General features: G+C 33.1%; 19 protein-coding genes, 2 pseudogenes and 1 other annotated feature. Of the genes and pseudogenes, 7 read left to right on the top strand and 14 right to left on the bottom strand.

Annotation, left to right across the window (positions count from 1 at the left end; all coding sequences use genetic code 11):
- Positions 1-220 precede the first annotated feature (220 nt).
- Complete coding sequence (locus M2475_RS07215; protein WP_277490518.1) at positions 221-1,609, top strand: prolyl oligopeptidase family serine peptidase; 1,389 nt, start codon at positions 221-223, stop codon at positions 1,607-1,609.
- Between the two features lie 21 nt (positions 1,610-1,630).
- On the opposite strand, the gene argF is transcribed toward M2475_RS07215, so the two are convergent.
- From argF to M2475_RS07175, 8 genes are read right to left on the bottom strand one after another with little or no spacing between them, the layout of a single operon-like run.
- Positions 1,631-2,536: an ornithine carbamoyltransferase gene (gene argF, locus M2475_RS07210; protein WP_277490517.1), complete on the bottom strand. Its 906-nt coding sequence runs from the start codon at positions 2,534-2,536 to the stop codon at positions 1,631-1,633.
- Positions 2,536-3,720 (bottom strand): aspartate aminotransferase family protein, encoded by a 1,185-nt coding sequence (locus M2475_RS07205; RefSeq protein ID WP_277490516.1) that lies wholly within the window; start codon positions 3,718-3,720, stop codon positions 2,536-2,538. The genes argF and M2475_RS07205 overlap by 1 nt, the downstream gene beginning before the upstream one ends.
- On the bottom strand, positions 3,713-4,588 hold the full coding sequence (gene argB, locus M2475_RS07200; protein ID WP_277490514.1) for an acetylglutamate kinase: 876 nt from the start codon (positions 4,586-4,588) through the stop codon (positions 3,713-3,715). The genes M2475_RS07205 and argB overlap by 8 nt, the downstream gene beginning before the upstream one ends.
- 12 nt (positions 4,589-4,600) lie before the next feature.
- Positions 4,601-5,818 (bottom strand): bifunctional glutamate N-acetyltransferase/amino-acid acetyltransferase ArgJ, encoded by a 1,218-nt coding sequence (gene argJ / locus M2475_RS07195; protein ID WP_277490513.1) that lies wholly within the window; start codon positions 5,816-5,818, stop codon positions 4,601-4,603.
- 11 nt (positions 5,819-5,829) lie between these two features.
- Positions 5,830-6,870: an N-acetyl-gamma-glutamyl-phosphate reductase gene (argC, locus tag M2475_RS07190; RefSeq protein WP_277490512.1), complete on the bottom strand. Its 1,041-nt coding sequence runs from the start codon at positions 6,868-6,870 to the stop codon at positions 5,830-5,832.
- Position 6,871: 1 nt separating this feature from the next.
- On the bottom strand, positions 6,872-8,248 hold the full coding sequence (gene argH / locus M2475_RS07185; protein WP_277490511.1) for an argininosuccinate lyase: 1,377 nt from the start codon (positions 8,246-8,248) through the stop codon (positions 6,872-6,874).
- A gap of 13 nt (positions 8,249-8,261) precedes the next feature.
- Positions 8,262-8,690, bottom strand: a complete 429-nt coding sequence (locus M2475_RS07180) for a GNAT family N-acetyltransferase (RefSeq protein WP_277490510.1) — start codon at positions 8,688-8,690, stop codon at positions 8,262-8,264.
- Between the two features lies 1 nt (position 8,691).
- The gene (locus M2475_RS07175; RefSeq protein WP_277490509.1) at positions 8,692-9,909 is read right to left on the bottom strand and encodes an argininosuccinate synthase; all 1,218 of its coding nucleotides are present in this window, start codon (positions 9,907-9,909) and stop codon (positions 8,692-8,694) included.
- Between the two features lie 61 nt (positions 9,910-9,970).
- Positions 9,971-10,179: a binding site (T-box leader), on the bottom strand.
- 155 nt (positions 10,180-10,334) lie between these two features.
- Here M2475_RS07175 and M2475_RS07170 point away from each other — a divergent pair.
- Genes M2475_RS07170 through M2475_RS07160 form a run of 3 tightly spaced genes read left to right on the top strand, consistent with a single transcriptional unit; the run spans position 10,335 to position 13,709 of the window.
- Positions 10,335-11,288 carry a hypothetical protein gene (locus tag M2475_RS07170; protein ID WP_277490508.1) on the top strand — a complete coding sequence of 318 codons (954 nt, stop codon included), beginning with the start codon at positions 10,335-10,337 and terminating at the stop codon, positions 11,286-11,288.
- Positions 11,289-11,305: 17 nt separating this feature from the next.
- Positions 11,306-12,841 (top strand): cardiolipin synthase, encoded by a 1,536-nt coding sequence (cls, locus tag M2475_RS07165; RefSeq protein WP_277490507.1) that lies wholly within the window; start codon positions 11,306-11,308, stop codon positions 12,839-12,841.
- Between the two features lie 16 nt (positions 12,842-12,857).
- Positions 12,858-13,709 carry a patatin family protein gene (locus M2475_RS07160; RefSeq protein ID WP_277490506.1) on the top strand — a complete coding sequence of 284 codons (852 nt, stop codon included), beginning with the start codon at positions 12,858-12,860 and terminating at the stop codon, positions 13,707-13,709.
- Between the two features lie 63 nt (positions 13,710-13,772).
- Here the strand turns inward: M2475_RS07160 and M2475_RS07155 are convergent.
- The 5 genes and pseudogenes from M2475_RS07155 to M2475_RS07135 all read right to left on the bottom strand — a co-directional run.
- Positions 13,773-14,246 (bottom strand): annotated as a pseudogene (locus M2475_RS07155) (IS3 family transposase); the annotation flags it as partial.
- A 118-nt stretch (positions 14,247-14,364) separates the two neighbouring features.
- On the bottom strand, positions 14,365-15,081 hold the full coding sequence (locus M2475_RS07150; RefSeq protein WP_277490505.1) for a hypothetical protein: 717 nt from the start codon (positions 15,079-15,081) through the stop codon (positions 14,365-14,367).
- Entirely contained in the window at positions 15,059-15,829 is a 771-nt protein-coding gene (locus M2475_RS07145) for a type III pantothenate kinase (RefSeq protein ID WP_277490504.1), read from the bottom strand. The genes M2475_RS07150 and M2475_RS07145 overlap by 23 nt, the downstream gene beginning before the upstream one ends.
- 17 nt (positions 15,830-15,846) lie before the next feature.
- Positions 15,847-17,019 (bottom strand): bifunctional phosphopantothenoylcysteine decarboxylase/phosphopantothenate--cysteine ligase CoaBC, encoded by a 1,173-nt coding sequence (gene coaBC, locus M2475_RS07140; protein ID WP_277490503.1) that lies wholly within the window; start codon positions 17,017-17,019, stop codon positions 15,847-15,849.
- A 9-nt stretch (positions 17,020-17,028) separates the two neighbouring features.
- Positions 17,029-17,646, bottom strand: coding sequence for an ECF transporter S component (locus M2475_RS07135; protein ID WP_277490502.1), 618 nt, complete (start codon positions 17,644-17,646; stop codon positions 17,029-17,031).
- Between the two features lie 531 nt (positions 17,647-18,177).
- On the opposite strand from M2475_RS07135, the pseudogene M2475_RS07130 reads away from it, so the two are divergent.
- The 3 genes and pseudogenes from M2475_RS07130 (at position 18,178) to M2475_RS07120 (ending at position 20,782) form a co-directional block, all read left to right on the top strand.
- Positions 18,178-19,308, top strand: a pseudogene (locus M2475_RS07130) (IS3 family transposase).
- A gap of 230 nt (positions 19,309-19,538) precedes the next feature.
- Positions 19,539-20,240 (top strand): hypothetical protein, encoded by a 702-nt coding sequence (locus M2475_RS07125; protein WP_277490501.1) that lies wholly within the window; start codon positions 19,539-19,541, stop codon positions 20,238-20,240.
- A gap of 2 nt (positions 20,241-20,242) precedes the next feature.
- The gene (locus M2475_RS07120; protein WP_277490500.1) at positions 20,243-20,782 is read left to right on the top strand and encodes a DUF6585 family protein; all 540 of its coding nucleotides are present in this window, start codon (positions 20,243-20,245) and stop codon (positions 20,780-20,782) included.
- A gap of 102 nt (positions 20,783-20,884) precedes the next feature.
- Here M2475_RS07120 and M2475_RS07115 read toward each other — a convergent pair whose 3' ends face one another.
- Positions 20,885-21,520 (bottom strand): ABC transporter ATP-binding protein, encoded by a 636-nt coding sequence (locus M2475_RS07115; protein ID WP_277490499.1) that lies wholly within the window; start codon positions 21,518-21,520, stop codon positions 20,885-20,887.
- Positions 21,521-21,525: the final 5 nt, after the last annotated feature.

The following is a 21,525-nucleotide window of genomic DNA, read 5'->3' as shown; positions in this document are numbered from 1 at the left end:
TATATTGTTTTTTCATTTTTTAAAATACTTTGTAGTAAAAAGTTCTTTTAAAAAGGGAACTTTCTCTAATAAGGAACTTTCTCTGCAAATTGACCAAGATAAGGAACGATTGAAAGAGGTTTCTATTTTTTCTTAAAATTTAATAAGAAAAGATTCAAATAATACAAAAAAATTTGCATGTATTGTATATCAACTGTATATTAAAATATATAAGAATTATATGAAAATGAAAGCGAGTTTATACATGCATAAAAGAGTGATTTTAATATTTTTAAGTGTTTTAACGATGATTATTTCTCTACCAGAAGAAACAATAGATGCCAAATCTAAGAAAGCAACGTTTATTTTGGAGGAGGAAGTGTTTGACTATGGGGCGCAAATTACCAAAATTATTATAAAATGTCCAGAAAGTGTAATAGCAGATAGTATCAATATTAATACTTTTGATATAGAAATACAAAATGTAGTAAATAATGATATTGTAGAATCTTCAGCAATTTCATTAACGAATATCTATGTGAGTAATACACGTACGGGAATGGCAAAAAAAGAAGGGAAGTATATTATTTTAGAACTACAAAAAGGAAAAGATGTAGAAATTACATATTCTCTTTGGTGGGAACAAGCCTCATATGCTTATATTGAAAAGGAAATGTCGTATAACCTTTATCAAAACAACAGTATTAAAACAGTGGCTGGCGATGAAATCAATTTTGAATATGAACAAGGAGACATTGTAAATTCGCAAGCAGATAAATTTACCACAGGGAAAAGTACTTCTGGTTTGCAATATCGCGATTATCAACCTAAGGACGATGGTAAAAAGCATCCACTCATTATTTGGTTGCATGGAGCAGGAAAAGGTGGAGATAATAATGTGTCACAAATTCTTGCTGATAAGGGAGCTGTCAGTTTTGTTGGTAGTGATGTCCAAAAGCAATTGGATAATCCTTATGTATTAGCACCTCAATGTCCTGATTTTTGGGTTGATTTGACACTGGGAGATATTTTTCTAGATGGAAATAATCATACAGACGCTTTGTTACAGCTTATAGAAGAATACCGTGATCAACATGATAATATTGATAAAAACCGTGTGTATATAGGAGGATATTCTATGGGAGGGTATCAGACATGGGAAACGATATTGGCAAAACCAGAGCTATTTGCAGCAGCTTTTCCTATTTGTGCAGCGTATGAAGTTTCGAACGATAAATTATCCCAAGTAGTGGATATTCCTATTTGGATGTTTCATACAGAAACGGATAATGTAATTTCTGTAGCAACTTCGCGCAATACATATGAAGCATTATATGCATTGGGTGGAAATGTTATCTATACTGAGTTTGTGGATAACATTGTAGATGGAGTAACGTATGAACCACATGAGGCATGGGTATGGATAACAAATAATATTCCTAAAAATAAAGATGGAAAATCGTTTTATGCATGGCTTATATCCCAAAAACAAGAAAATGAAGAGCCTGCTATAGAAAAACCAAAAGAGAAAGTGAAAGAACAAAGTAACGCATTCGTTTATATAATCATAGGTTCTTTACTTACGGGGATTTTAGGATTGGTAATATATGTAATTAGGAAGCGAAAATAAAAAATACCACAAATGTGGTATTTATCCTAATAATTTTACTAATACAGCTTTTTGAGCATGTAAACGATTTTCTGCTTCATCAAAGATTTCATCTGCATGAGCTTCGAATACCTTCTCACTAATTTCTTCTTCACGGTGAGCAGGTAAACAATGGAGAACCATTGCATCGTTATTTGCTAGTTCCATGATTTTATCATTTACTTGATAAACACCACCGAATACTTCAGCACGAACACTGCTCTCATCTTCGTCTCCCATACTTGCCCATACATCAGTGATGACTACATCTGCATTCACAGCAGCTTTTTTTGGGTCTTCAACAAGTTCAAAATCGGGGTTGTTGGTTTCTTTGGCAAGGATATCCTCAGCAGGTTCATAACCTTTAGGACATGCTACACTAATCTTCATACCAGCAAGTAAAGCACCTACAATTAAAGAATTTGCCATGTTATTACCATCACCAATATAAGCTATTTTCAAACCTTCAAGTTTTCCTTTATATTCACGAATGGTCATCAAATCTGCTAATATTTGGCAAGGGTGTGCATAGTCTGTTAATCCATTGATAATAGGGATGCTTCCATATTGGGCGAAGTCTTCTACTTCGTTTTGTCCATATGTACGAATCATAATTCCATCTAGATATCTAGATAGAACACGAGCCGTATCCTTAATTGGTTCACCTCTGCCAATTTGCATATCATTGGCATTTAAGAATAATGGATATCCTCCTAATTGTTGCATTCCAACTTCAAATGAAACTCTTGTTCTTGTGCTGGATTTTTGAAAAATAAGTCCTAAAGTTTTATTTTTCAAATAGGGCTTAAAATCACCAGCTTTTACTTCTGCTTTTAACTGATCTGCTAAATCCAAAAGTTCATAAAGTTCAACTTTGGAAAGATCACTCATTTTTAATAAATGCTTCATTATTTATCTCCTAACTTCATTAACACTTTATCTAATATAGCTATTGCTTTTTGAACATCATCTTCTTCTATAATTAAGGGTGGTAAAAACCGTAGTTTGTTTTTTGCGGTTAAGAGCAAAAGGCCTTCATCAATACATGCTTCTACCACTTCTTTAACATCGATGTGCTCATCTAATACAACGCCTAACATCAATCCAAGACCATCTACGGCTTTTACATGTTTCAAGTTTAAAAGCTTTGTACATAGAATACTTCCCATTTGATTGACATGTGCGTATAGTTTATCATTCATATAGTCTAAGACAACATTTGCACCTGCACAAGCAACAGGGTTACCACCAAAGGTAGAACCATGATCGCCAAATTCTAGAACATCAGCGCATTTATCCCCCATAAGAACAGCACCAATCGGTAGTCCATTACCTAATCCTTTAGCACAAGTTACAATATCAGGACGTAATCCATATTGCATATATGCAAATAGAGAACCACAACGCCCAATACCAGTTTGTACTTCATCAACAATGAGTAGAATATCTTGATGGTCACAAATATCCTGAATTGCGTGTAAATAAGATTTAGCAAGTGGTACAACACCGCCTTCTCCTTGAACTACTTCCACCATGATGGCAAGCGTTTTATTAGTTATGTGGTTTTTCAAATCTTCAAAATTATCAGCAGACACGTAGCTAAAACCTTCTACAAATGGACCAAAGCTATGATGAAAAGAATCTTGTCCTGTAGCAGAGAGAGTTGTTATTGTTCTTCCATGAAATGAATTTTTAAGGGTAATGATTTCATTGCGATTCCCTTTATATAAATCAAATGCATATTTTCTTGCAACTTTGATTGCTCCTTCATTGGCTTCTGCACCTGAATTCGCAAAGAAAATGCGTTTCATATCAGTTTTCTTACATAGCTTTTCAGCTACTTCAATACATGGTTTTGAGTAAAATAGATTAGATACATGTTCAATATCTTTTAATTGTTTAGTTGTAGCTTCTACCCAAGGCTCAAAACTATGCCCTAAGCCAGTTACACCAATTCCACTTGTAAAATCCAAATATTCCTTTCCTTCATCATCAATGATTAAACAGCCATTTCCATATTTTGCATACACAGGGTAGCGATTATATGTGTTAGCGATATACAAAGTATCTTTCATTTTAATTGTATTATTCATATTTCTTCCTTTCTCGAAACAGAGTTCCGATTCCTTGTTTAGATAAAATCTCAATTAGTAATGAATGTGGAATGCGTCCATCGATGATACATGACTTTTTTACCCCTCCAGATAAAGCTGTTTTAATACAGTTCACCTTAGGTATCATCCCACCACTAATATAATCGCTTTGAATCAATTCGTCAATCTGATCGTAATAAATTTTTGAATATAAACTAGTTTCATCTTTAGGATCTTTCAAGATTCCCGGAACATCACTGACTAATACCATATTTTCAGCTTCTAATTTTTGTGCAATACTCGATGCTGCAATATCAGCGTTGATATTGTAAGCTTGTCCTTCTGAATCACATCCTACGGATGCAATAACAGGAATATAGCCTTGATCTAAGAGGTCATAAATAAGATCGCTTTGAATAGATTCAACTTCACCTACAAAACCTAAATCTTGTGGAGTGTGGTGTTTTTTCGCTAAAATTAAATTTGCATCTGTTCCACTTACCCCAACAGCTTTGGCACCTTTTCCATTTAATATGGAAACCAATTCCTTATTTACTTGACCAGTTAATACCATTTGTACAACATCCATTGTTTCTTTTCCTGTATAGCGTAACCCATCAATGAATTTTGGCTCTATCCCAACTTTATCCAACATGATATTGATAGCAGGTCCACCACCATGAACTAAAACGACACGAATTCCTATTTCAGATAATAATACGATATCGGTCATAACATTCTGTTTTAACTCTTCGTTTTTCATGGCGTTACCACCATATTTTACGACAATAATCTTATTACTGTATTTTTGAATATATGGGAGTGCTTGAGATAATATCTCAGCTTCTTTAATTGCATCTTTCATCATTTCTATCACCTCTTATGTACGGTATTCGCCGTTAATTTTCACATACTCATATGTTAGATCACATCCCCAACTGGTAGCTTGTTTATCACCATCGTGCATGTTCACATGGATTGTAATCTCATCTTCTTTTAATATTTCTAATGCTTTATCTTCATCCACCAAAAGTCCTTGTGATTGTTTGCAAACATCAATCCATCCTTTTGCACTTTCAAAAGCAACATCAATTACTTCTGCATTATAAGTTGCATCACTATATCCAATGGCACATAAGACTCTACCCCAGTTTGCATCACAACCAAACATGGCACTTTTTACTAATGAACTATGAATAACACTTTTAGCAATTGCTTTTGCAGATGGTGTATCCTTAGCGTGAGTAACATTACATATTAATAGTTTGGTAGCACCTTCACCATCTTTGGCAATAGTTCTTGAGATTTGTTCGCAGATTTTTAAAAGCGCATTTTTAAAAATAGCATAGTTTTCATTCTTTTCGCGAATTTGTGGATTCAATGCTTTTCCATTACATAAAATACTCAACATATCGTTTGTAGAAGTATCACCATCGATACTAATCATATTTAAGGTATCATTACATACTTCATGAATAAGTTCATCGAGCATATCTGCAGTGATATCAACATCACTTGTAATGAAGGACAAAAGGGTAGCCATATTCGGGTGAATCATTCCACTTCCCTTAGCCATCGCACCAATGTGACATGTATGCCCATCAATTTCAAAACTTGTATTAAACTGCTTAGGATATGTATCGGTTGTCATGATTCCTTCACAGGCAGCAAGTGCTTTATCTTTAGATAAACCTTCTGCTAGTTCAACGATATGATTTTTAATGGGATTAATAGATAGTTTCTCACCAATCACTCCAGTACTAGCGACAATAATATCTTCTTTTTTAATCTGTAAAGCATTTGCGGTAAGCTCACACATTTGATTCGCAATTTCCAAACCATTGCTATTACATGTATTTGCATTTCCACTGTTGATGATAATTGCTTGTGCTTGATGATCTTTTAGATGTTCTTTTGTGACTTTGATTGGAGCACCTTGAACTTTATTTAATGTATAACAACTAGCTGCTATACACATCGTATCACTGTAAACCAATGAAAGATCTTTTTTAGTTTTATTTTTGCGTATCCCACAATGAATTCCATTTGCATAAAATCCTTTTGGTGTACAGATACCTTGGTTGTTTTGTATTTCCATGATGTTCCTTTCTAGAAAGATGGGGGAATGAATGTAAGCCCCATATCTTCTTCTAAATCATACATTATATTCATATTTTGGATTGCTTGTCCTGCTGCACCTTTTACCATATTATCAATTGCAGCCACAACGATTAGTGTATTGCTACGTGTATCAAGATGAAGACTTAAATCACAGTAATTGCTATATTGTACATATTTTAAATTTGTTGTTTTATTCAAAGGTAATACACGAATGAATTTGTGTGCTTGATATACATTGGAATAAAGAGTATGCAATTGTTCTAATGTTTGTTCTTTTCCTATCCTTATATATACAGTTGATATAATTCCTCTATCAATTGGTAACAAATGAGGTACAAAAGTTACTGAAATATTTGTGTTTGCCATTGCACTTAAGGTTTGTTCAATTTCTGGAGTATGCCGATGCTCAGCAACTTTATAAGGGTGAAACCCTTCATTCACATTAGCGAAATGAGTTGTTTCAGAGGGTTCTTTACCTGCACCTGTAACTCCTGATTTTGCATCAATGATAAAATGATTATCTTGTTGAATACCATGTTTTAAAATAGGATATAATGCAAAGGCTATAGATGTAGGATAACATCCAGGATTTCCAATAATAGAAGCATTCTTGATTGCATCTTTATATATTTCTGATAATCCATAGACGCTTTCTTTATGCAATTCTGGTTGATGATAAGAAAGCTTATACCATGTTTTGTAATCAGCTTCATCATAAAGCCGGAAATCAGCACCTAAGTCAATAAATTTTTTATGTTGTTCATGACATTTCTTTGCATATTGTTCACTGATACCATGAGGTAATGATGCAAATACAATATCACTATTTTGAATAAGTAAATCTTCATCGCTGAATACTAAGTTTGTGATATTTTGAAATCCAGGGTACAAATCGCTTATTTGTTTTCCTTGATAGCTACGAGAATAAATACCACTGATTTCTACCATTGGATGAGTAAGTAACAAGCGTAGTAATTCTGCTCCTGCATAACCACTGGCACCAATGATTCCAACTTTAAGTTTTTTCATCTTACTCCTCCTTAAGTTTTTGTAATACAAAATCAATATGTTGTTTTACTGTTTGTGGGGCTGGACCTCCAACAACACTTCTATTATTTACACAAGTATCTAAAGCAATTGCTTTATAAATATCTTCTTCAAATAAATTACTTGCTTCTTGATATTCTTCTAAAGTTAAAGACTCTAATACTTTATCGTTGGTAATTGCATAGTTTACAAGTTTTCCAATTACTCCATATGCATCTCTAAATGGCATTCCTTTTTTGGTAAGGTAATCTGCACAATCAGTTGCATTAATAAATCCTTTAGCAGCAGCAGAGCGCATATTATCCTTTAAGACATTACATGTATCAATCATAGGGATAATCGTTTCTAAACATACGATGATTGTTTCAATGCTATCAAAAAGGGCTTCTTTATCCTCTTGCATATCTTTATTATATGCAAGGGATAGTCCTTTCATCATCGTAAGTAAATTATTTAAATTACCATATGTTCTGCCTGTTTTTCCTCTTATCAATTCACAGATATCGGGATTTTTTTTCTGAGGCATGATGCTTGAACCTGTAGCGAATGCATCATCAAGTTCAATGAATTTAAACTCCCATGAACTCCATAAGACAATTTCTTCACTAAATCTAGAAAGATGCATCATAGCAATTGAAATATTGCTTGCTAATTCAATGGCGAAATCACGATCACTTACACCATCCAAACTGTTTAAAGCGACTTCGTTGAAACCAAGCAATTCTTTTGTTAGTTCACGATCGATTGGATATGTTGTGGTAGCAAGGGCTCCACAACCAAGTGGAGATACTTTTGTTCTTTCCACAGATTGCTTAATTCTTTCACTATCCCGTTTGAACATTTCAACATATGCCATTAGATGATGAGCAAAAGTAATTGGCTGTGCTCTTTGTAAGTGCGTGTATCCAGGCATAATTGCATCTAAATTAAGTTCTGCTTTATGACATAGGGTCTCAATCAATTGATTCAATAAAGATATGATTTCTTGGCTTTTATCAATGCTGTACATTCTGAAATCCAAGGCTACTTGATCATTACGACTACGTGCAGTATGAAGTTTTTTGCCAGCATCACCAATGCGATTTGTTAATTCTTGTTCGATAAACATATGGATATCTTCAGCTTCCATATCAATGTCTAAAGTATGATTATCGATATCCTCTTCGATTTGCTTTAATGTTTTAACAATTAAATCTGCATCCACAGCAGGGATAATCGATTGTTTTTTCAGCATCGTAACATGTGCAATACTACCTTTGATATCTTGTTTATACATCAAAGAATCAATTCCAATAGAGGAATTAAAGTCATTTAATTTTTGATTGCTTTCTTTTGTAAATCTTGCACCCCATAATTTCATAAGCTTCTCCTTTTTATACATTTTCTATATTTAGTGATAAGTTTCGATAATTTAAGTCTTCTCTTTTTTGAAAGCCGATGGTTTCCCAAAAGGCATTTCCAAGTTTGTTTGTTTTATATGTGACTAAAGCTACTTTGTAGATATCTTCTTTTTGTAATGCATCAATTACTTGATCGACCAATTGTTTAGCAATTCCTTGTTGACGATATGCTTCTTTTATTACCATGTGGTAGATATAAGCACGTCGTCCATCGTGTCCACATAAGATAGTACCAATGATAGTTCCATCTTCTACAGCCACAAAGTTTGTCTTTGGATTGCGTTTCATGAACTTTTGGATTCCTGCTTTAGAATCATCAAGTGAACGTATTCCCATACCGATGGTATTTTTCCATAATGCAAACATTTGTGAATAATCTTCAATTGTTGCTAAACGAATCATGTTATTTCTTTTTTGCGTCCATCATGGCTTTTACCTTGATTGGTAAACCAAATAAATTAATAAATCCTGCTGAATCATTTTGATCGTAGGAATCATCTTCACCAAAAGATGCAATTTGTTCTGAATACAAGGTATCAGGACTAGAGATTCCTGCACTTGTGATATTTCCTTTATATAACTTTAGTTTGACACTTCCATTTACCGTTTCGCTAGTTTTATCTACAAAAGCACTCAATGCTTCTCTTAATGGTGTAAACCACAATCCATTGTATAAGATTTCACCAAACTTGATTGCTATTTGTTGCTTGTAGTGCTGTGTTTCTTTATCAAGTGTAATGCTTTCTAATAGTTCGTGTGCTTTATAAAGAATCGTTCCTCCAGGTGTTTCATAAACCCCTCTTGATTTCATACCAACTAACCGATTTTCTACCATATCGATGATACCAACACCGTTTTCACCACCAACTTTATTTAAAGCAAGTAACAATTCTTGTGCTTTCATCTTTTTTCCATCTAAAGCAACAGGGATTCCTTTTTCAAACTCTATCGTAATATACGTAGGAACATCAGGTGCTTTTTCTGGAGTAACTCCCATTTCTAAGATTTGATCATATTTCGGTTCGTTCATTGGGTCTTCCAAATCCAACCCTTCATGCGATAAATGCCAAATATTTTTATCTTTAGAATAGTTTGTTTCTCTGTTTATTTTTAATGGAATATTGTGTTTCTCAGCATATGCAATTTCATCTTCTCTTGATTTTAATTCCCAAGTTCTCCAAGGGGCAATGATTTCCATTTCAGGAGCAAAGGCTTTGATTGCTAATTCGAAACGTACTTGATCATTTCCTTTTCCTGTACATCCATGACAGATTGCATCGGCACCTTCTTTAAGTGCAACATCAACCAATCCTTTTCCAATAAGTGGACGAGCAAAAGCAGTTCCTAATAAATATACGTTTTCGTATACAGCATTTGCTTTTAAACAAGGGAAGATAAAGTCTTCCACAAATTCATCTTTTAAATCCAAAGCATAGAATTTGCTAGCACCTGTCTTTAGTGCTTTTTCTTCTAATCCTTCCAATTCATCCGCTTGCCCAACATCGCCAGAAACAGCAATGATTTCAGGATTATCATAATTTTCTTTTAACCATTGGATCATCACTGATGTATCCAATCCACCAGAATAAGCTAGTACAATCTTTTTTATTTCTTTTTTCATAAGTAGTTCTCCTTTTTTACCTTTTGGTTGACAAGATATAAAAAAGCGTCATCTGGAAATATCCAGAGACGCTTGTTATCCACACGTGGTACCACTCTAGTTGCTAAAAATAGCCACTCTATCTGTAACGCAGATGATGCGTCTTGTGATACTAAATTCCCACAAGAACTCGTAGGTGCGTTTCTACTTATATTTATATGATGTACTTCCACTCTGTAACATCTCGCTGGATACAAATAATAAGTATACTCTCCTAGTCAACGTTTTTTGTATTGGTTATATAATACGACTAATGAAACAACATGTCAACAAAAAATGTAAAAAATTACATTTAATGAAAATTAGTGCAACATTTATTTCATAACAGTGGTGAATATTTTTAATTTTAGTTATTTATTGTATAATAGTTACATTGAGGTATTTTTATGGACAACAAACTTAAAGAGAAGTATTTGAATACATTTGGAAAACGATTTTCAAAAAAAGAAAAACAACAATTTCAAACAGCAATTACAGATGAATTTCATGCCTTAGGATATAAGAGTGAGATAACTTCAGAACGCTCAAAGTTTTCTAAATTAGAGAATATTTACATTGGACAACCAAAGCAGGCAAAGTATGCTTATGTGATTCCTTATAATACACCTGCAAGGGTACTTTGGTTTAAAAATAAAATATATCCACATGATGGATATTTTAATATGCGTAAATTATTTTTACCTACATATTTACCAATGTTTATAGGATATGGTTTTTTATTAGCATTTGTATATCTTTTTCCATCTTTTATAAGCAAAGATGTATTAAATATTTTTTATCCCCTTTGTTTTTTGTATTTGGGAGTATTGATTTGGTTTATTTTGCATGGGTTTGGAAATAAGCATAATTATGTTAATAATAGTAGTGCCATTGCACTTGCTGTACAGTTGGCTGAAAACCTTCCAGAAAACCGTAGAAAAGAAGTTATGTTTATTTTTAGTGATGGTAACAAACCATCAACTGCATTAGGGAATCCCCAAATAACAAAATATCTTCAAGAGCATAATAAATTGAATTTAAGTTTAATTTCTTTATATTGTATAGGTTCTGGAAATACAATTGAGTTATTTTGTGATCGTAATACAAAATCAATTGGAAAAGAACTTACAAAGACTTATAAAGGTGAAACAAGTTTAAAAACACGTCATATAAATGATAATGATAAAAACAATACAGTTATTGAAGGCTTTCCACGGGCGATGATGATTAGTAGTGGTACTTATGAAAAGGATTATTTTATGGTAAGTGATGTGGGAACACCAAAAGATGAACATATAGAGGAGTTTGTAATTGATACTATATATGATATACTAATTGATTATATGAAGAAAAAGAAATAAAACATTAGGGAGGATATATGAAGCGATTGCTACGACTTTTAACAAATAAATTAGTTATTGTAGGCTTCTTAATTATGGCGCAATTGGCAATCATGCTATTAGGAGTTTATGTTTTAAGTATGTTTTCAATCAATGCATATATGTTTTTTAATATCCTTTCTTTAATTGTTGGTATTTATGTTATAAATCGTAGTGATAACCCTTCTTATAAATTGTCATGGGCAGTTGTAATTATTGGGGTACCAATTTTTGGTTGGTTATTATATCTTATCTTTGGAGCGAAACAAGTTCCCAAAGCACTCAGAGTTCGTGATCATGATTTACATGAAGAAATGCTTCAATATATTGAAGTGAATCAAAATTATTATGCTGATTTAGCAAGCAATGATTCTGGTGCTTATAAGCAAATTAATTATATTTGGAATGCAAGTGCTTTTCCTCCTTATGGGAAAACCAAAACGACTTTCTTTGCAACTGGGGAAGATAATTTTGCAGCTATGATTGATAAGCTCAATGAAGCAAAAGATTTTATTTTCTTAGAGTATTTTATCATTGATGAAGGATACATGTGGAACACGATTTTAGAAATTTTAGAGCGAAAAGTAAAAGAAGGTGTTGATGTACGCCTTATGTATGATGATTTTGGTTGTGCATCTAAGCTTCCCAATTATTATGATCGCTTATTAAATGCCAAAGGAATCAAGACTAAAGTATTTAATCCAATTCATGCGAGATTAGCAGTACAGATGAACAATCGTGATCATCGTAAAATCTTTATTGTAGATGGTAAAGTAGGAATGTCTGGAGGAGTAAACTTAGCAGATGAATACATCAATCGAATTGAACGTTTTGGTCATTGGAAAGATGGGGGAATCATGCTAGAAGGAGAGGCAGTTTGGAGTTTTACACTGATGTTTCTTCAGTTTTGGAATTTTGATGAAGAAGATAAAGATGTATATGCAAACTATCGAGTAGATCCTGATTACTTCAAAGATTATCCTGATGATGGTTTAGTGCAACCCTTTTCTGATACACCAACAGATGATCAAAAAGTAGGAGAATATACACACATCAACATGATTAACAATGCGGATGATTATGTGTATATTACAACGCCTTATCTAGTTATTGATGAAGAGATGAAAACAAGTTTAATCCTTGCAGCAAAGAATGGTGTTGATGTGCGAATTTTAGTACCACATATTCCAGATAAATGGTATGTCTTTCAATTGACAAGGTATAACTATGAAGATTTAACCAAGAATGGGGTTAAGATATATGAATATACTCCAGGTTTTATTCATGCAAAGAACTTTGTAGCAGATGATAAATATGCGATTGTAGGAACAACAAACATGGATTTCCGCTCTTACTATTTACATTATGAATGTGGTGTTTGGATGTATCGAAGTAAAGCAATCAAAGATATTAAAGAAGATTATTTACAAACTTTAAAGGTTAGTAAAGAAATAACGTATGAAATGTGCAAGAAAGTGCGATTACCAATTCGTATTGTAAGGGCATTGTTAAATATTCTTGCACCACTTATGTAAACAGGAGGCTTATAGAATGAATCAAAAAGTAGGATTGATATGTGAAGGTGGGGGAACAAAGGCAGCATATACAAGTGGTGTATTAAAAGCATTTCTTGATCAAGAAATATATTTACCTTATAGTGTAGGAATTAGTGCTGGTGCTGAAAATTTACTTCCCTATGTTTCTCGTCAACCAGAGCGTTTAGCAGTTACAGGAATTGAAGCTGGTGCCCAAAAGGATGCCGTGGGATGGAGACCACTCTTTAAAGAAGGGGGACTTTTTGGAATTGAAGCTACTTTTCGTTTTTTAGAATCACGTGCACCACTTGATTTTGATACGTTTTATAAAAGTAGTACAAAGCTAGACATTGGTGTATATAATTTCGCAACTGGAAAAGTAGAGTATTATGATAAAACACACCTTGACCATAATCAAACCCTTGTAAAAGCAAGTTGTGCTTTGTTGTTATTAACGAAACCTTATAAATATAATAATGGATTGTACATGGATGCGGGGTTAATTGATATGATTTCAATTGAGCAAAGCATTCGTGCTGGAAATGAAAAACATATTTTCATTTCTACTAAAGAAGAAGGGTATGTTCGCAAACCTGCGCCAGGATGGCAGATTTTATTGGCAAAATGGAAGTATCGTAAATTTCCATATGTTGCAGAAGGTTTAAAAAAACGTCATCTAAATTATGAAAAACAATGGAATAAGGTACTTGAATTAGAAAAAGAGGGTAAAGCATTGGTGTTACGTCCTAGTGAAGATCATGGAATTACTCGTTATACGCAAGATCAAGAAAAATTAAAGGGATGGTTCGAATTAGGATATAAAGATACAATGGATCGCTTAGATACGATAAAGGAATTTGTAAAATAAAAACTAGGTAATATATAATTATATAATGAAGTGAACCCAATTAGTTGGACACTGTATTAACGATTAAATCATTAAGGATTGATTTCTGTGTTGCACAGGAGTTAATCCTTTTAATTTTGTTATTATTCTTTGATTATTATAATAATCAATATACTCTTCCATTGCGACTTCTAATTCTTCTAATGTATTAAACTCAAACTCATGTCCATGAAACATTTCTCTTTTCATTACTCCAAAGAAATTTTCCATTGGTGAATTATCCAGACAATTCCCTTTACGCGACATTGATTGAATGATTTCTCTATCTGCCAATGCTTTATGATACTGATACATTTGATATTGCCAACCTTGATCCGATTGAAATAATAAACCATCAAGCTTTTCATACTTAGAAAAGGCCTTATCAAGCATTTCTTGCGTTTGTTTAAAATTTGGACTATTAGATATGTTATAGGATACAATCTCTCGATTATGCATATCTAAAATGGGGGATAAATAAAGTTTTCCTGCTGCGATATGAAATTCTGAAACATCTGTGCTCCATTTTTTCGTTCTTCATAAATGCTTGTTTTTTGATCCCTTGTTAACTTTACCATAATAAAATGCACCTCCATTACTTGGTTGTCCAAATAACGGGGTGCACTTCATAATTAACCTAGTTTTTACTTTGTAAGCCTTTTTGTGCTTCTTCATATAAGATACCTTCAGTATCTGGAATAGATTGTAAAATATCTGTACTGTAAGGTTTTAGCCAACCAAAGACACAGATGATTTTCCAACGAATGATGTCATCATCACAATCTTGGTAATATGAATATAATTTATTAAAAATTTGTCGTTTATTTGTTTTTTGGTGGAAATATTGGTACCCGATAGCATCGATTAACTCGCGTGCTTGTGTGATAGAGCAGGTAGGGAGTGCATTCAACAGTATTCGCGTTGTTGTCTTATCCATCCTGCCTAGTGTACGGGCTATAATATCACGAGGTAAAGGAAAACTTTTTTTCTTTGATATCTTCTTTGGTAGACAATGATATTGGTTTTTTCCTATTTTCCCTAGATATTTAATCATTAATTTTGCACAATTTGCATCTCCATGAGATAGTGTATTGCAAATTTCTAAGCGCGTATAGAGTGCTTTTTCACGGTCTAGTTGTAAAAGTAAAGCTTCAATAACTTCGTGTTTGTATAAACGATACACGAGCATTTTTGCGCCAAGTGAGCGGTTTACTGCAGTTTTGTCGTGTAATAATTCTAAATTTGGTTTTAAAGCTTTTGAAGTACCACTAGTGTCGTAATGTTCAATATATCCCCGTTTTTCTAAATCGGTACGGGAACTATGTAAATGATTAACCTTTTTTTGTTCGATCATAAATCATCTTTAATCCTTTAAATGTCAGATCCTGATCATACACGTCAATCATCTCTGTATTTTCTGCAATAATTCTACCTAGCCCACCGGTAGCAACAACTTTTAAATCACTAGAAACTGTTTCTTTAAATTTTTTTATAATATATTCCGTATGGCCAATGTAACCAAAATATACACCAGCTTGCATACTATCGATTGTATTGGTAGCTAGCACTCCTGGACTTGCCTTGATTTCAATCTCTGGAAGCTTCGCTGCTTTTGCAGCCATTGCTTGTGCTCCAATTTCAATTCCAGGACTTGTTACTCCACCAACAAACTCTCCTTTTTCATTGATATAATCAAATGTTGTAGCTGTACCAAAATCAATAACTAGGACATTCCCCTTGTGGATATAGTAAGCGGCCACTGCATCAACTAAACGATCAGCACCTAAATCACGTGGATTATCAATCCTAATTGAAATACCAGTCTTAATTCCTGGACCAACAATGATTGGTTCTTTTTTAAAATACTTTCGAATTGAATTATTAAAAGAGTACATAATTTTTGGAACGACACTTGCAATGATTACATCCTGAACATCACTTGGTTTAATGTGCTCATTATTTAAAAAGCTGGTAATCAAAAATCCATACTCGTCGCTTGTACGCTTAGCAAGTGTGGTCAAACGATAGTTTGCGATGAGATCATCGCCCCTGAACAATCCAATCGTAATATTTGTATTCCCTATATCTACAACTACTAACATTCACTTTCACCTCAATATCATATTAATTTATTCAAAATAGTATACGCTAATTGTTCTTTACTCATCAGTGTTAATTCTTGAACATCATGTTTATCAATTAGCGTGACTCTATTTGTGTCAACTTTAAATCCTGCTCCATGTTCGTTTAAATCATTTACAACGAGCAAATCACAATTTTTTTGCTTAAACTTATCTTTTGCATGTTTAAGAACATTTGTTGTCTCCATGGCAAAACCACAAAGTTTCTGATGTTTTTTATGCTTTCCAAGATACTTTAGAATGTCTTCACTAGCTTTCAATTCTAATGAATTCACAGCATCTTTCTTTTTGATTTTTTCACTTTCCATATGTGTGGGTGTGAAGTCGGCAACAGCTGCTGCCATAATTACATAATCACTATCATCATAATTTGCTTTTATTGTTTGTGCCATTTCTTCGGCACTGCTAATATCAATGACGTTTATGGCGTTTGGCTTTTTTATATTTACAGGTCCACTAACAAGGGTTACATTTGCTCCCATGTTTCTTGCTGCTCTAGCTAGTGCATATCCCATTTTACCACTTGAGTGATTAGAGATATAACGAACAGGATCGATTTTTTCAACGGTTGGACCAGCACTTATTAATACCTTTTTTCCTATCAGTGGTTTTTCACTATAGGCTGCCATATCAATATACTCAATTAAATCATCAATCTTAGCTAATTTTCCTGCTCCTTGATCACCACAAGCCAAGAGCCCATTCTCGGGTTCTACGATTTGCATTCCATAATCCTTACAACGTTTTAGATTGTCTTGTGTAATTGGATTGCTAAGCATTCTTGTATTCATTGCAGGTGCAATGATTTTAGGACATTCAGCAGCCAAGAAAGTGGTTGTTAGCATATCATCACATATCCCATGAGCAACTTTGGCAATCACATTGGCAGTAGCAGGAACAATCATAAATACATCTGCTTTTTTTGCTAATGAAATGTGTTCTACTTGATAATCAACTTCACGATCAAAAGTATCTACATATGTCTTATGTTTGGTAAGTGATGAAAAAGTTAATGGTTGAATAAATTCGCATGCATTTTTACTCATGATAACTTCTACATCATAATCTAATTTCAACAGGTCACTAACAAGTTGTACCGCTTTATATGTAGCGATACTGCTTGTAACACCGATAACGATTGTTTTTTTCATATAAACTCCTTATAAAGAAAGAACTCTTTTCCCCGCTTTACATATTGCTACCGCAATTATAGCAGCTACAATTGCTTCTATAATACCACTGGAAGTTACAATCCCCATGATAAAGGTTAAAAGGGTATTATATGGAATCGCTATGGCATCAGCATATGCTCTACCAAAGAAAACAACGATACCTCCAAGTACTAAAATAGTGTTGGTAAGAGAACCAACAACCGCACTAATGCTAATAGATATTACATCATTTATCTTTCTTTTTGATAATATTTCATATAGAAATCCAGATAGGAAACCAATCAATGTACGTGGTACAATGGCAATCAATAAGCTGGCAAAGTTTCCACTTGTTCCACCAATCGTAATAAAAGGAGAAAAGATAAAGCTGGATACACTAGGTTCTAATGTATGCTTAATAAGCGAAATTAGTCCAAAGACGAATCCTACAATTGCTCCTTCTTTTTTTCCTAAAAGAATCGCAGCTACAATTACTGGAATATGCAATGTTGTAGCATTGATAAATCCCAAAGGGATAAATCCCAAAAAGGGGATGACACTTACAGCAATTTCAATTGCGATGAAAAGTGCTAAAAGCGTAAAACGTTTCATATTAGTTTTTTTCATAGTACCTCCACTGTCACTTCGTTAAGAATGCAACGTCTTAGTTATTCAAGTTTCGTTTTTTGTAAAGTAAAAGTCCAAAGGATCTCTTCCATACCTAAAACTATAGTATTATTATACTGAAATCAAGACAAAAATAAAACATAAATAATATAATAAATAAGAATTCTTGATTATTAAACTAAAAACAATAGGTTGTTGCATTTAGCTTATATCTAACTCCAGTGTTTCTTTTTGTCGTGGTTAATTTGCTATGTTTTGTATCTAAACCATATCTTATATTCGCCAATATAGAAATATAGTTGATTAATTTTCTTGTTGATCCATTCACTTTTATGAAACCTTATTGACGATTAAAACAACTATTATAGTATGTGCGATATGTCATAAAAATAATATGTGGCTATTAAGCGCGGAGGTAAAGGATGAATCAAAAAGCAACAAAGTTAGTGCATCAAATCCTGGATAGGCTACAATAAAGTAGACAGAAAAGATAAGGTTGTCATGGTAAAATAGAAGAGCGAGGAAAAGAAAATGACAACAAGAAGAGAACGTAGAGTATTTACAAGTGAATTTAAACAGCAAATGGTAAATTTATACCAAAGTGGAAAACCCAAGTCCGAAATTATTAGAGAATATGATTTAACCCCTTCAGCATTAACGAAATGGATTAAACAGGCAGATACAGCAGGATCATTCAAAGCAAAAGATAACCTTACTCCAGAAGAAAAAGAATTGATTGCTTTAAGAAAAAGAAATAAACAGCTTGAAATGGAGAACGACATTTTATACCCCAAGGGCACCTAGAAGCAAGCGGCTCTGATTACGTCCTAAATAAAAGTAATCAGAGCAAATGCACACAAGTATTCAGTTGTGAAAATGTGTAAGGCATTAAATATTTCGAGATCTGGATATTATAAATACCAAGATAAGGTTGCAAAGGTTGATAATTACAATGATATTGTAGTTAGAATATTTAATGATAATCAGAAAGTCTATGGAACACGGAAAATCAAGCATTCATTAGCGAAACAAGGTATTTGTATCTCGAGAAGGAGAATTGCACGGATTATGCGTCAAAATGGACTTGTATCGGTATATACAGTGAAGAAATATAAAGTACATAAGACAACTGTTAATGAAGCAAAAATAGAAAATAAAGTAAATCGAGAATTTGATAACAGAAACCCAAAAGAAGTCATAGTAAGTGATTTAACGTACGTTAGGGTGAATAACCAATGGAATTACATTTGTGTAGTTATCGATTTGTATAACCGGGAGATTGTTGGTTATAGTTGTGGGAAATATAAAGATGCAAAACTTGTGAAACAAGCATTTTTAAGCATCAAAGGAAATCTATTTGAATACAATATTTTCCACACGGATAGAGGTAATGAATTTGATAATTATTTAATCGATAATGTATTAGAAACATTTGGAATTGACAGATCCTTAAGTAGGAAAGGAAATCCATACGACAATGCAGTTGCAGAAGCACATTTCAAAATAATCAAAACTGAATTCGTCCGCGAAAGAACGTTTGCATCATTGCTGAATTTGGAACAAGAATTATCCGCATACGTATATTGGTTCAACAATAAGCGAGTGCATTCAACTTTAGGTTATCAAAGTCCTGTGGAATATAGACAAAACATGACCTTATAAAATTTGTCTACAAAAGTGTTGCCATTCCATCCTTTCTTTTATTGGAGAAAAAGAAAGGGTTGCTGAAAAGAGTTTAGATACTTCTTAAATTTCTAAATATCCTTAATAACAATAAAATATTAGCGATGTGTACTATTACAAATGAAAAAGCTAGATTTTTGATATAAATATTGTCTAACTCTAGTAATAGCAAAAAAAGATTATTTAAGTTAAATAGAAGGAGGAATAAAATGGGATTATTTGATAAACAAATGAAAAAGAATATGGAAAGTTTAAGTGTTGAGCAGTTAGAAGAAATGAGAGATCAGGGATATGATGTTGAAGAATATTTACAGGCTATATATAAAAAACAAGAAAAAAAGGATTCGTTTGATGAAGCAAATCAAATTGATGTATCTAAACTAGATAGATATCGAAGTGTACCTAGAGATAGTGACAGTGAGTTCTTTATGGAAGTTGCAGGGAAAGCGCCAAGGCTTGGAAAAGATAAATGGAGAAATACTTATGAAAATGCGCCAATCGTGTATACAGGGATTGTTCAAGCATCTAACGCATTGTTTGCGCCAGGAGATGCAACTACAGGATATGTGGCATTAGTAGTGCTGGATAGAACACGTGGTTATGACATTGAATGGATAGATCAAAAAGCAAGAGAAATACATGAAGTTGTATATGGAACAAATGTGCCAAGAGATATGAGGAAGATTGCTGAAGGAATTCGTAGTCAAAAAGGATATTTTACATATAAATTACCAGAATCAATAAATGAAGGTATAGATATGTGGGTAACTGTAAATACAGTTAGTCAGAAAATGTTACCAAAAACATTTATTCCTAAACAACGAATAATCCCTTGCTTACTTACAGAGGATTTAAAAGAAAATAGAATGCCAAATCTTAGTGTAATTCCACCAAGATTTTATGAGGTGTAAATATGAAAGTATATTCACCATTAAGAGACTACGATAAGAAGGTACAAGACAATGAATATGGATATTTAATTGATCAAGTAAAGTCACGTAGAATTTTATTATTATTGTTGGCAGTAGGATTTATAGCACTAGGTGTGTTTGTAGTAATGAACATAAACTTTGTTGATGAAGGTTCAGATTTTTATGAAATAGGAAGATATGTACCGCTTGTGATTTTTGGAGTAACAGGATTATGGTTAATCAATAAAGCAATGACAAGACTTGAGTTGTATGAAAGAGGACTGGTATATAAACGATTATTGATAAAAAAGAGATATTCGTATAATAAACTAGCTCATATTGATGAAAAACGTTCTAACTTAAATGCGAAAAATCATATTAGGTATAGTGGTAATGGATTGTTTTCAAGAATGAACTCTTATCATGTGTCAATTCTTCAATTCCAAGATGGGAGGTCAATTAAGCTTAGTACACCTTGCTTTTGGGGGGTAAAAAAGAAAATTAAGGATTTAAATCATAATTTGATGGAAGTTAATGAGTAATTACTTACCTGTATGTGGGTCGAATAAAATGAAAACTTCGAAAAAGTAAAAAGCTAGGTAACAAAAAGTAGCTATTATAATTATAATAGCTACTTTTTCATACTATAAACGATACAAATAATCAGCAACATTGGCTACTTTATTTGAATGTGTAACAATGATGATACATTTATTTTCTTCATAGGCTAGTTGCTTAAAGATACTAAGAATATCATTTTCAGTATCATTATCAAGGTTCCCAGTGGGTTCATCTGCAAGGATTACAGTAGGATCATAAGAGAGGGCTCTTGCAATAGCTACTCTTTGCTGTTGTCCCCCTGATAATTTTAATATGGGACGGTGAATTTCATCCTCGCTAAGACCAACTTTTTCAAGTAATGCTTGGGCATGACTTGCTTTATCAATGTTCTTCATATTCGCAATATCCATTGATAACTCTACATTTTCGATCGCTGTTAATTGTGGTAATAAGTTGTATGCTTGAAAAATAACCCCAATTTGTTTACTGCGATATTCATATGGATCCATATCTTTAATGTTTTGTTCATTGAACAATATTTCACCACTACTAGGTTTGGTAAGGAGTGAAAGAATGGAAAGTAAGGTTGTTTTCCCTGCACCTGATTTACCAGTTATTGCATATAGTTTACCATTTTGAAAGTTTAAGTTGATATTCTGTAAGACCGGTTTTCCTTCTGTATAAGAAAAACAAACATTTTTAAGTTCTAATTGATTCATAAGGA

It is taken from the genome of Breznakia sp. PF5-3 (assembly GCF_029504745.1).
Taxonomy (GTDB): domain Bacteria; phylum Bacillota_I; class Bacilli_A; order Erysipelotrichales; family Erysipelotrichaceae; genus Breznakia.
The sequence above is the reverse complement of the archived record's forward strand: the minus strand, read 5'-3'. Positions and strand labels throughout refer to the sequence as shown.

What these genes read in the sequence shown, in the direction of transcription:
- M2475_RS07125 (WP_277490501.1), top strand. Translation starts at nt 19,539, where the DNA reads ATGGGATTATTTGATAAACAAATGAAAAAGAATATGGAAAGTTTAAGT.
- M2475_RS07150 (WP_277490505.1), bottom strand. Translation starts at nt 15,081, where the DNA reads ATGATCGAACAAAAAAAGGTTAATCATTTACATAGTTCCCGTACCGAT.
- argF (WP_277490517.1), bottom strand. Translation starts at nt 2,536, where the DNA reads ATGAAGCATTTATTAAAAATGAGTGATCTTTCCAAAGTTGAACTTTAT.
- argB (WP_277490514.1), bottom strand. Translation starts at nt 4,588, where the DNA reads ATGATGAAAGATGCAATTAAAGAAGCTGAGATATTATCTCAAGCACTC.
- M2475_RS07180 (WP_277490510.1), bottom strand. Translation starts at nt 8,690, where the DNA reads ATGATTCGTTTAGCAACAATTGAAGATTATTCACAAATGTTTGCATTA.
- coaBC (WP_277490503.1), bottom strand. Translation starts at nt 17,019, where the DNA reads ATGAAAAAAACAATCGTTATCGGTGTTACAAGCAGTATCGCTACATAT.
- M2475_RS07205 (WP_277490516.1), bottom strand. Translation starts at nt 3,720, where the DNA reads ATGAATAATACAATTAAAATGAAAGATACTTTGTATATCGCTAACACA.
- M2475_RS07215 (WP_277490518.1), top strand. Translation starts at nt 221, where the DNA reads ATGAAAATGAAAGCGAGTTTATACATGCATAAAAGAGTGATTTTAATA.
- argJ (WP_277490513.1), bottom strand. Translation starts at nt 5,818, where the DNA reads ATGGAAATACAAAACAACCAAGGTATCTGTACACCAAAAGGATTTTAT.
- cls (WP_277490507.1), top strand. Translation starts at nt 11,306, where the DNA reads ATGAAGCGATTGCTACGACTTTTAACAAATAAATTAGTTATTGTAGGC.
- M2475_RS07175 (WP_277490509.1), bottom strand. Translation starts at nt 9,909, where the DNA reads ATGAAAAAAGAAATAAAAAAGATTGTACTAGCTTATTCTGGTGGATTG.
- M2475_RS07145 (WP_277490504.1), bottom strand. Translation starts at nt 15,829, where the DNA reads ATGTTAGTAGTTGTAGATATAGGGAATACAAATATTACGATTGGATTG.
- M2475_RS07170 (WP_277490508.1), top strand. Translation starts at nt 10,335, where the DNA reads ATGGACAACAAACTTAAAGAGAAGTATTTGAATACATTTGGAAAACGA.
- M2475_RS07115 (WP_277490499.1), bottom strand. Translation starts at nt 21,520, where the DNA reads ATGAATCAATTAGAACTTAAAAATGTTTGTTTTTCTTATACAGAAGGA.
- argC (WP_277490512.1), bottom strand. Translation starts at nt 6,870, where the DNA reads ATGAAAAAACTTAAAGTTGGAATCATTGGTGCCAGTGGTTATGCAGGA.
- M2475_RS07120 (WP_277490500.1), top strand. Translation starts at nt 20,243, where the DNA reads ATGAAAGTATATTCACCATTAAGAGACTACGATAAGAAGGTACAAGAC.
- argH (WP_277490511.1), bottom strand. Translation starts at nt 8,248, where the DNA reads ATGAAATTATGGGGTGCAAGATTTACAAAAGAAAGCAATCAAAAATTA.
- M2475_RS07135 (WP_277490502.1), bottom strand. Translation starts at nt 17,646, where the DNA reads ATGAAAAAAACTAATATGAAACGTTTTACGCTTTTAGCACTTTTCATC.
- M2475_RS07160 (WP_277490506.1), top strand. Translation starts at nt 12,858, where the DNA reads ATGAATCAAAAAGTAGGATTGATATGTGAAGGTGGGGGAACAAAGGCA.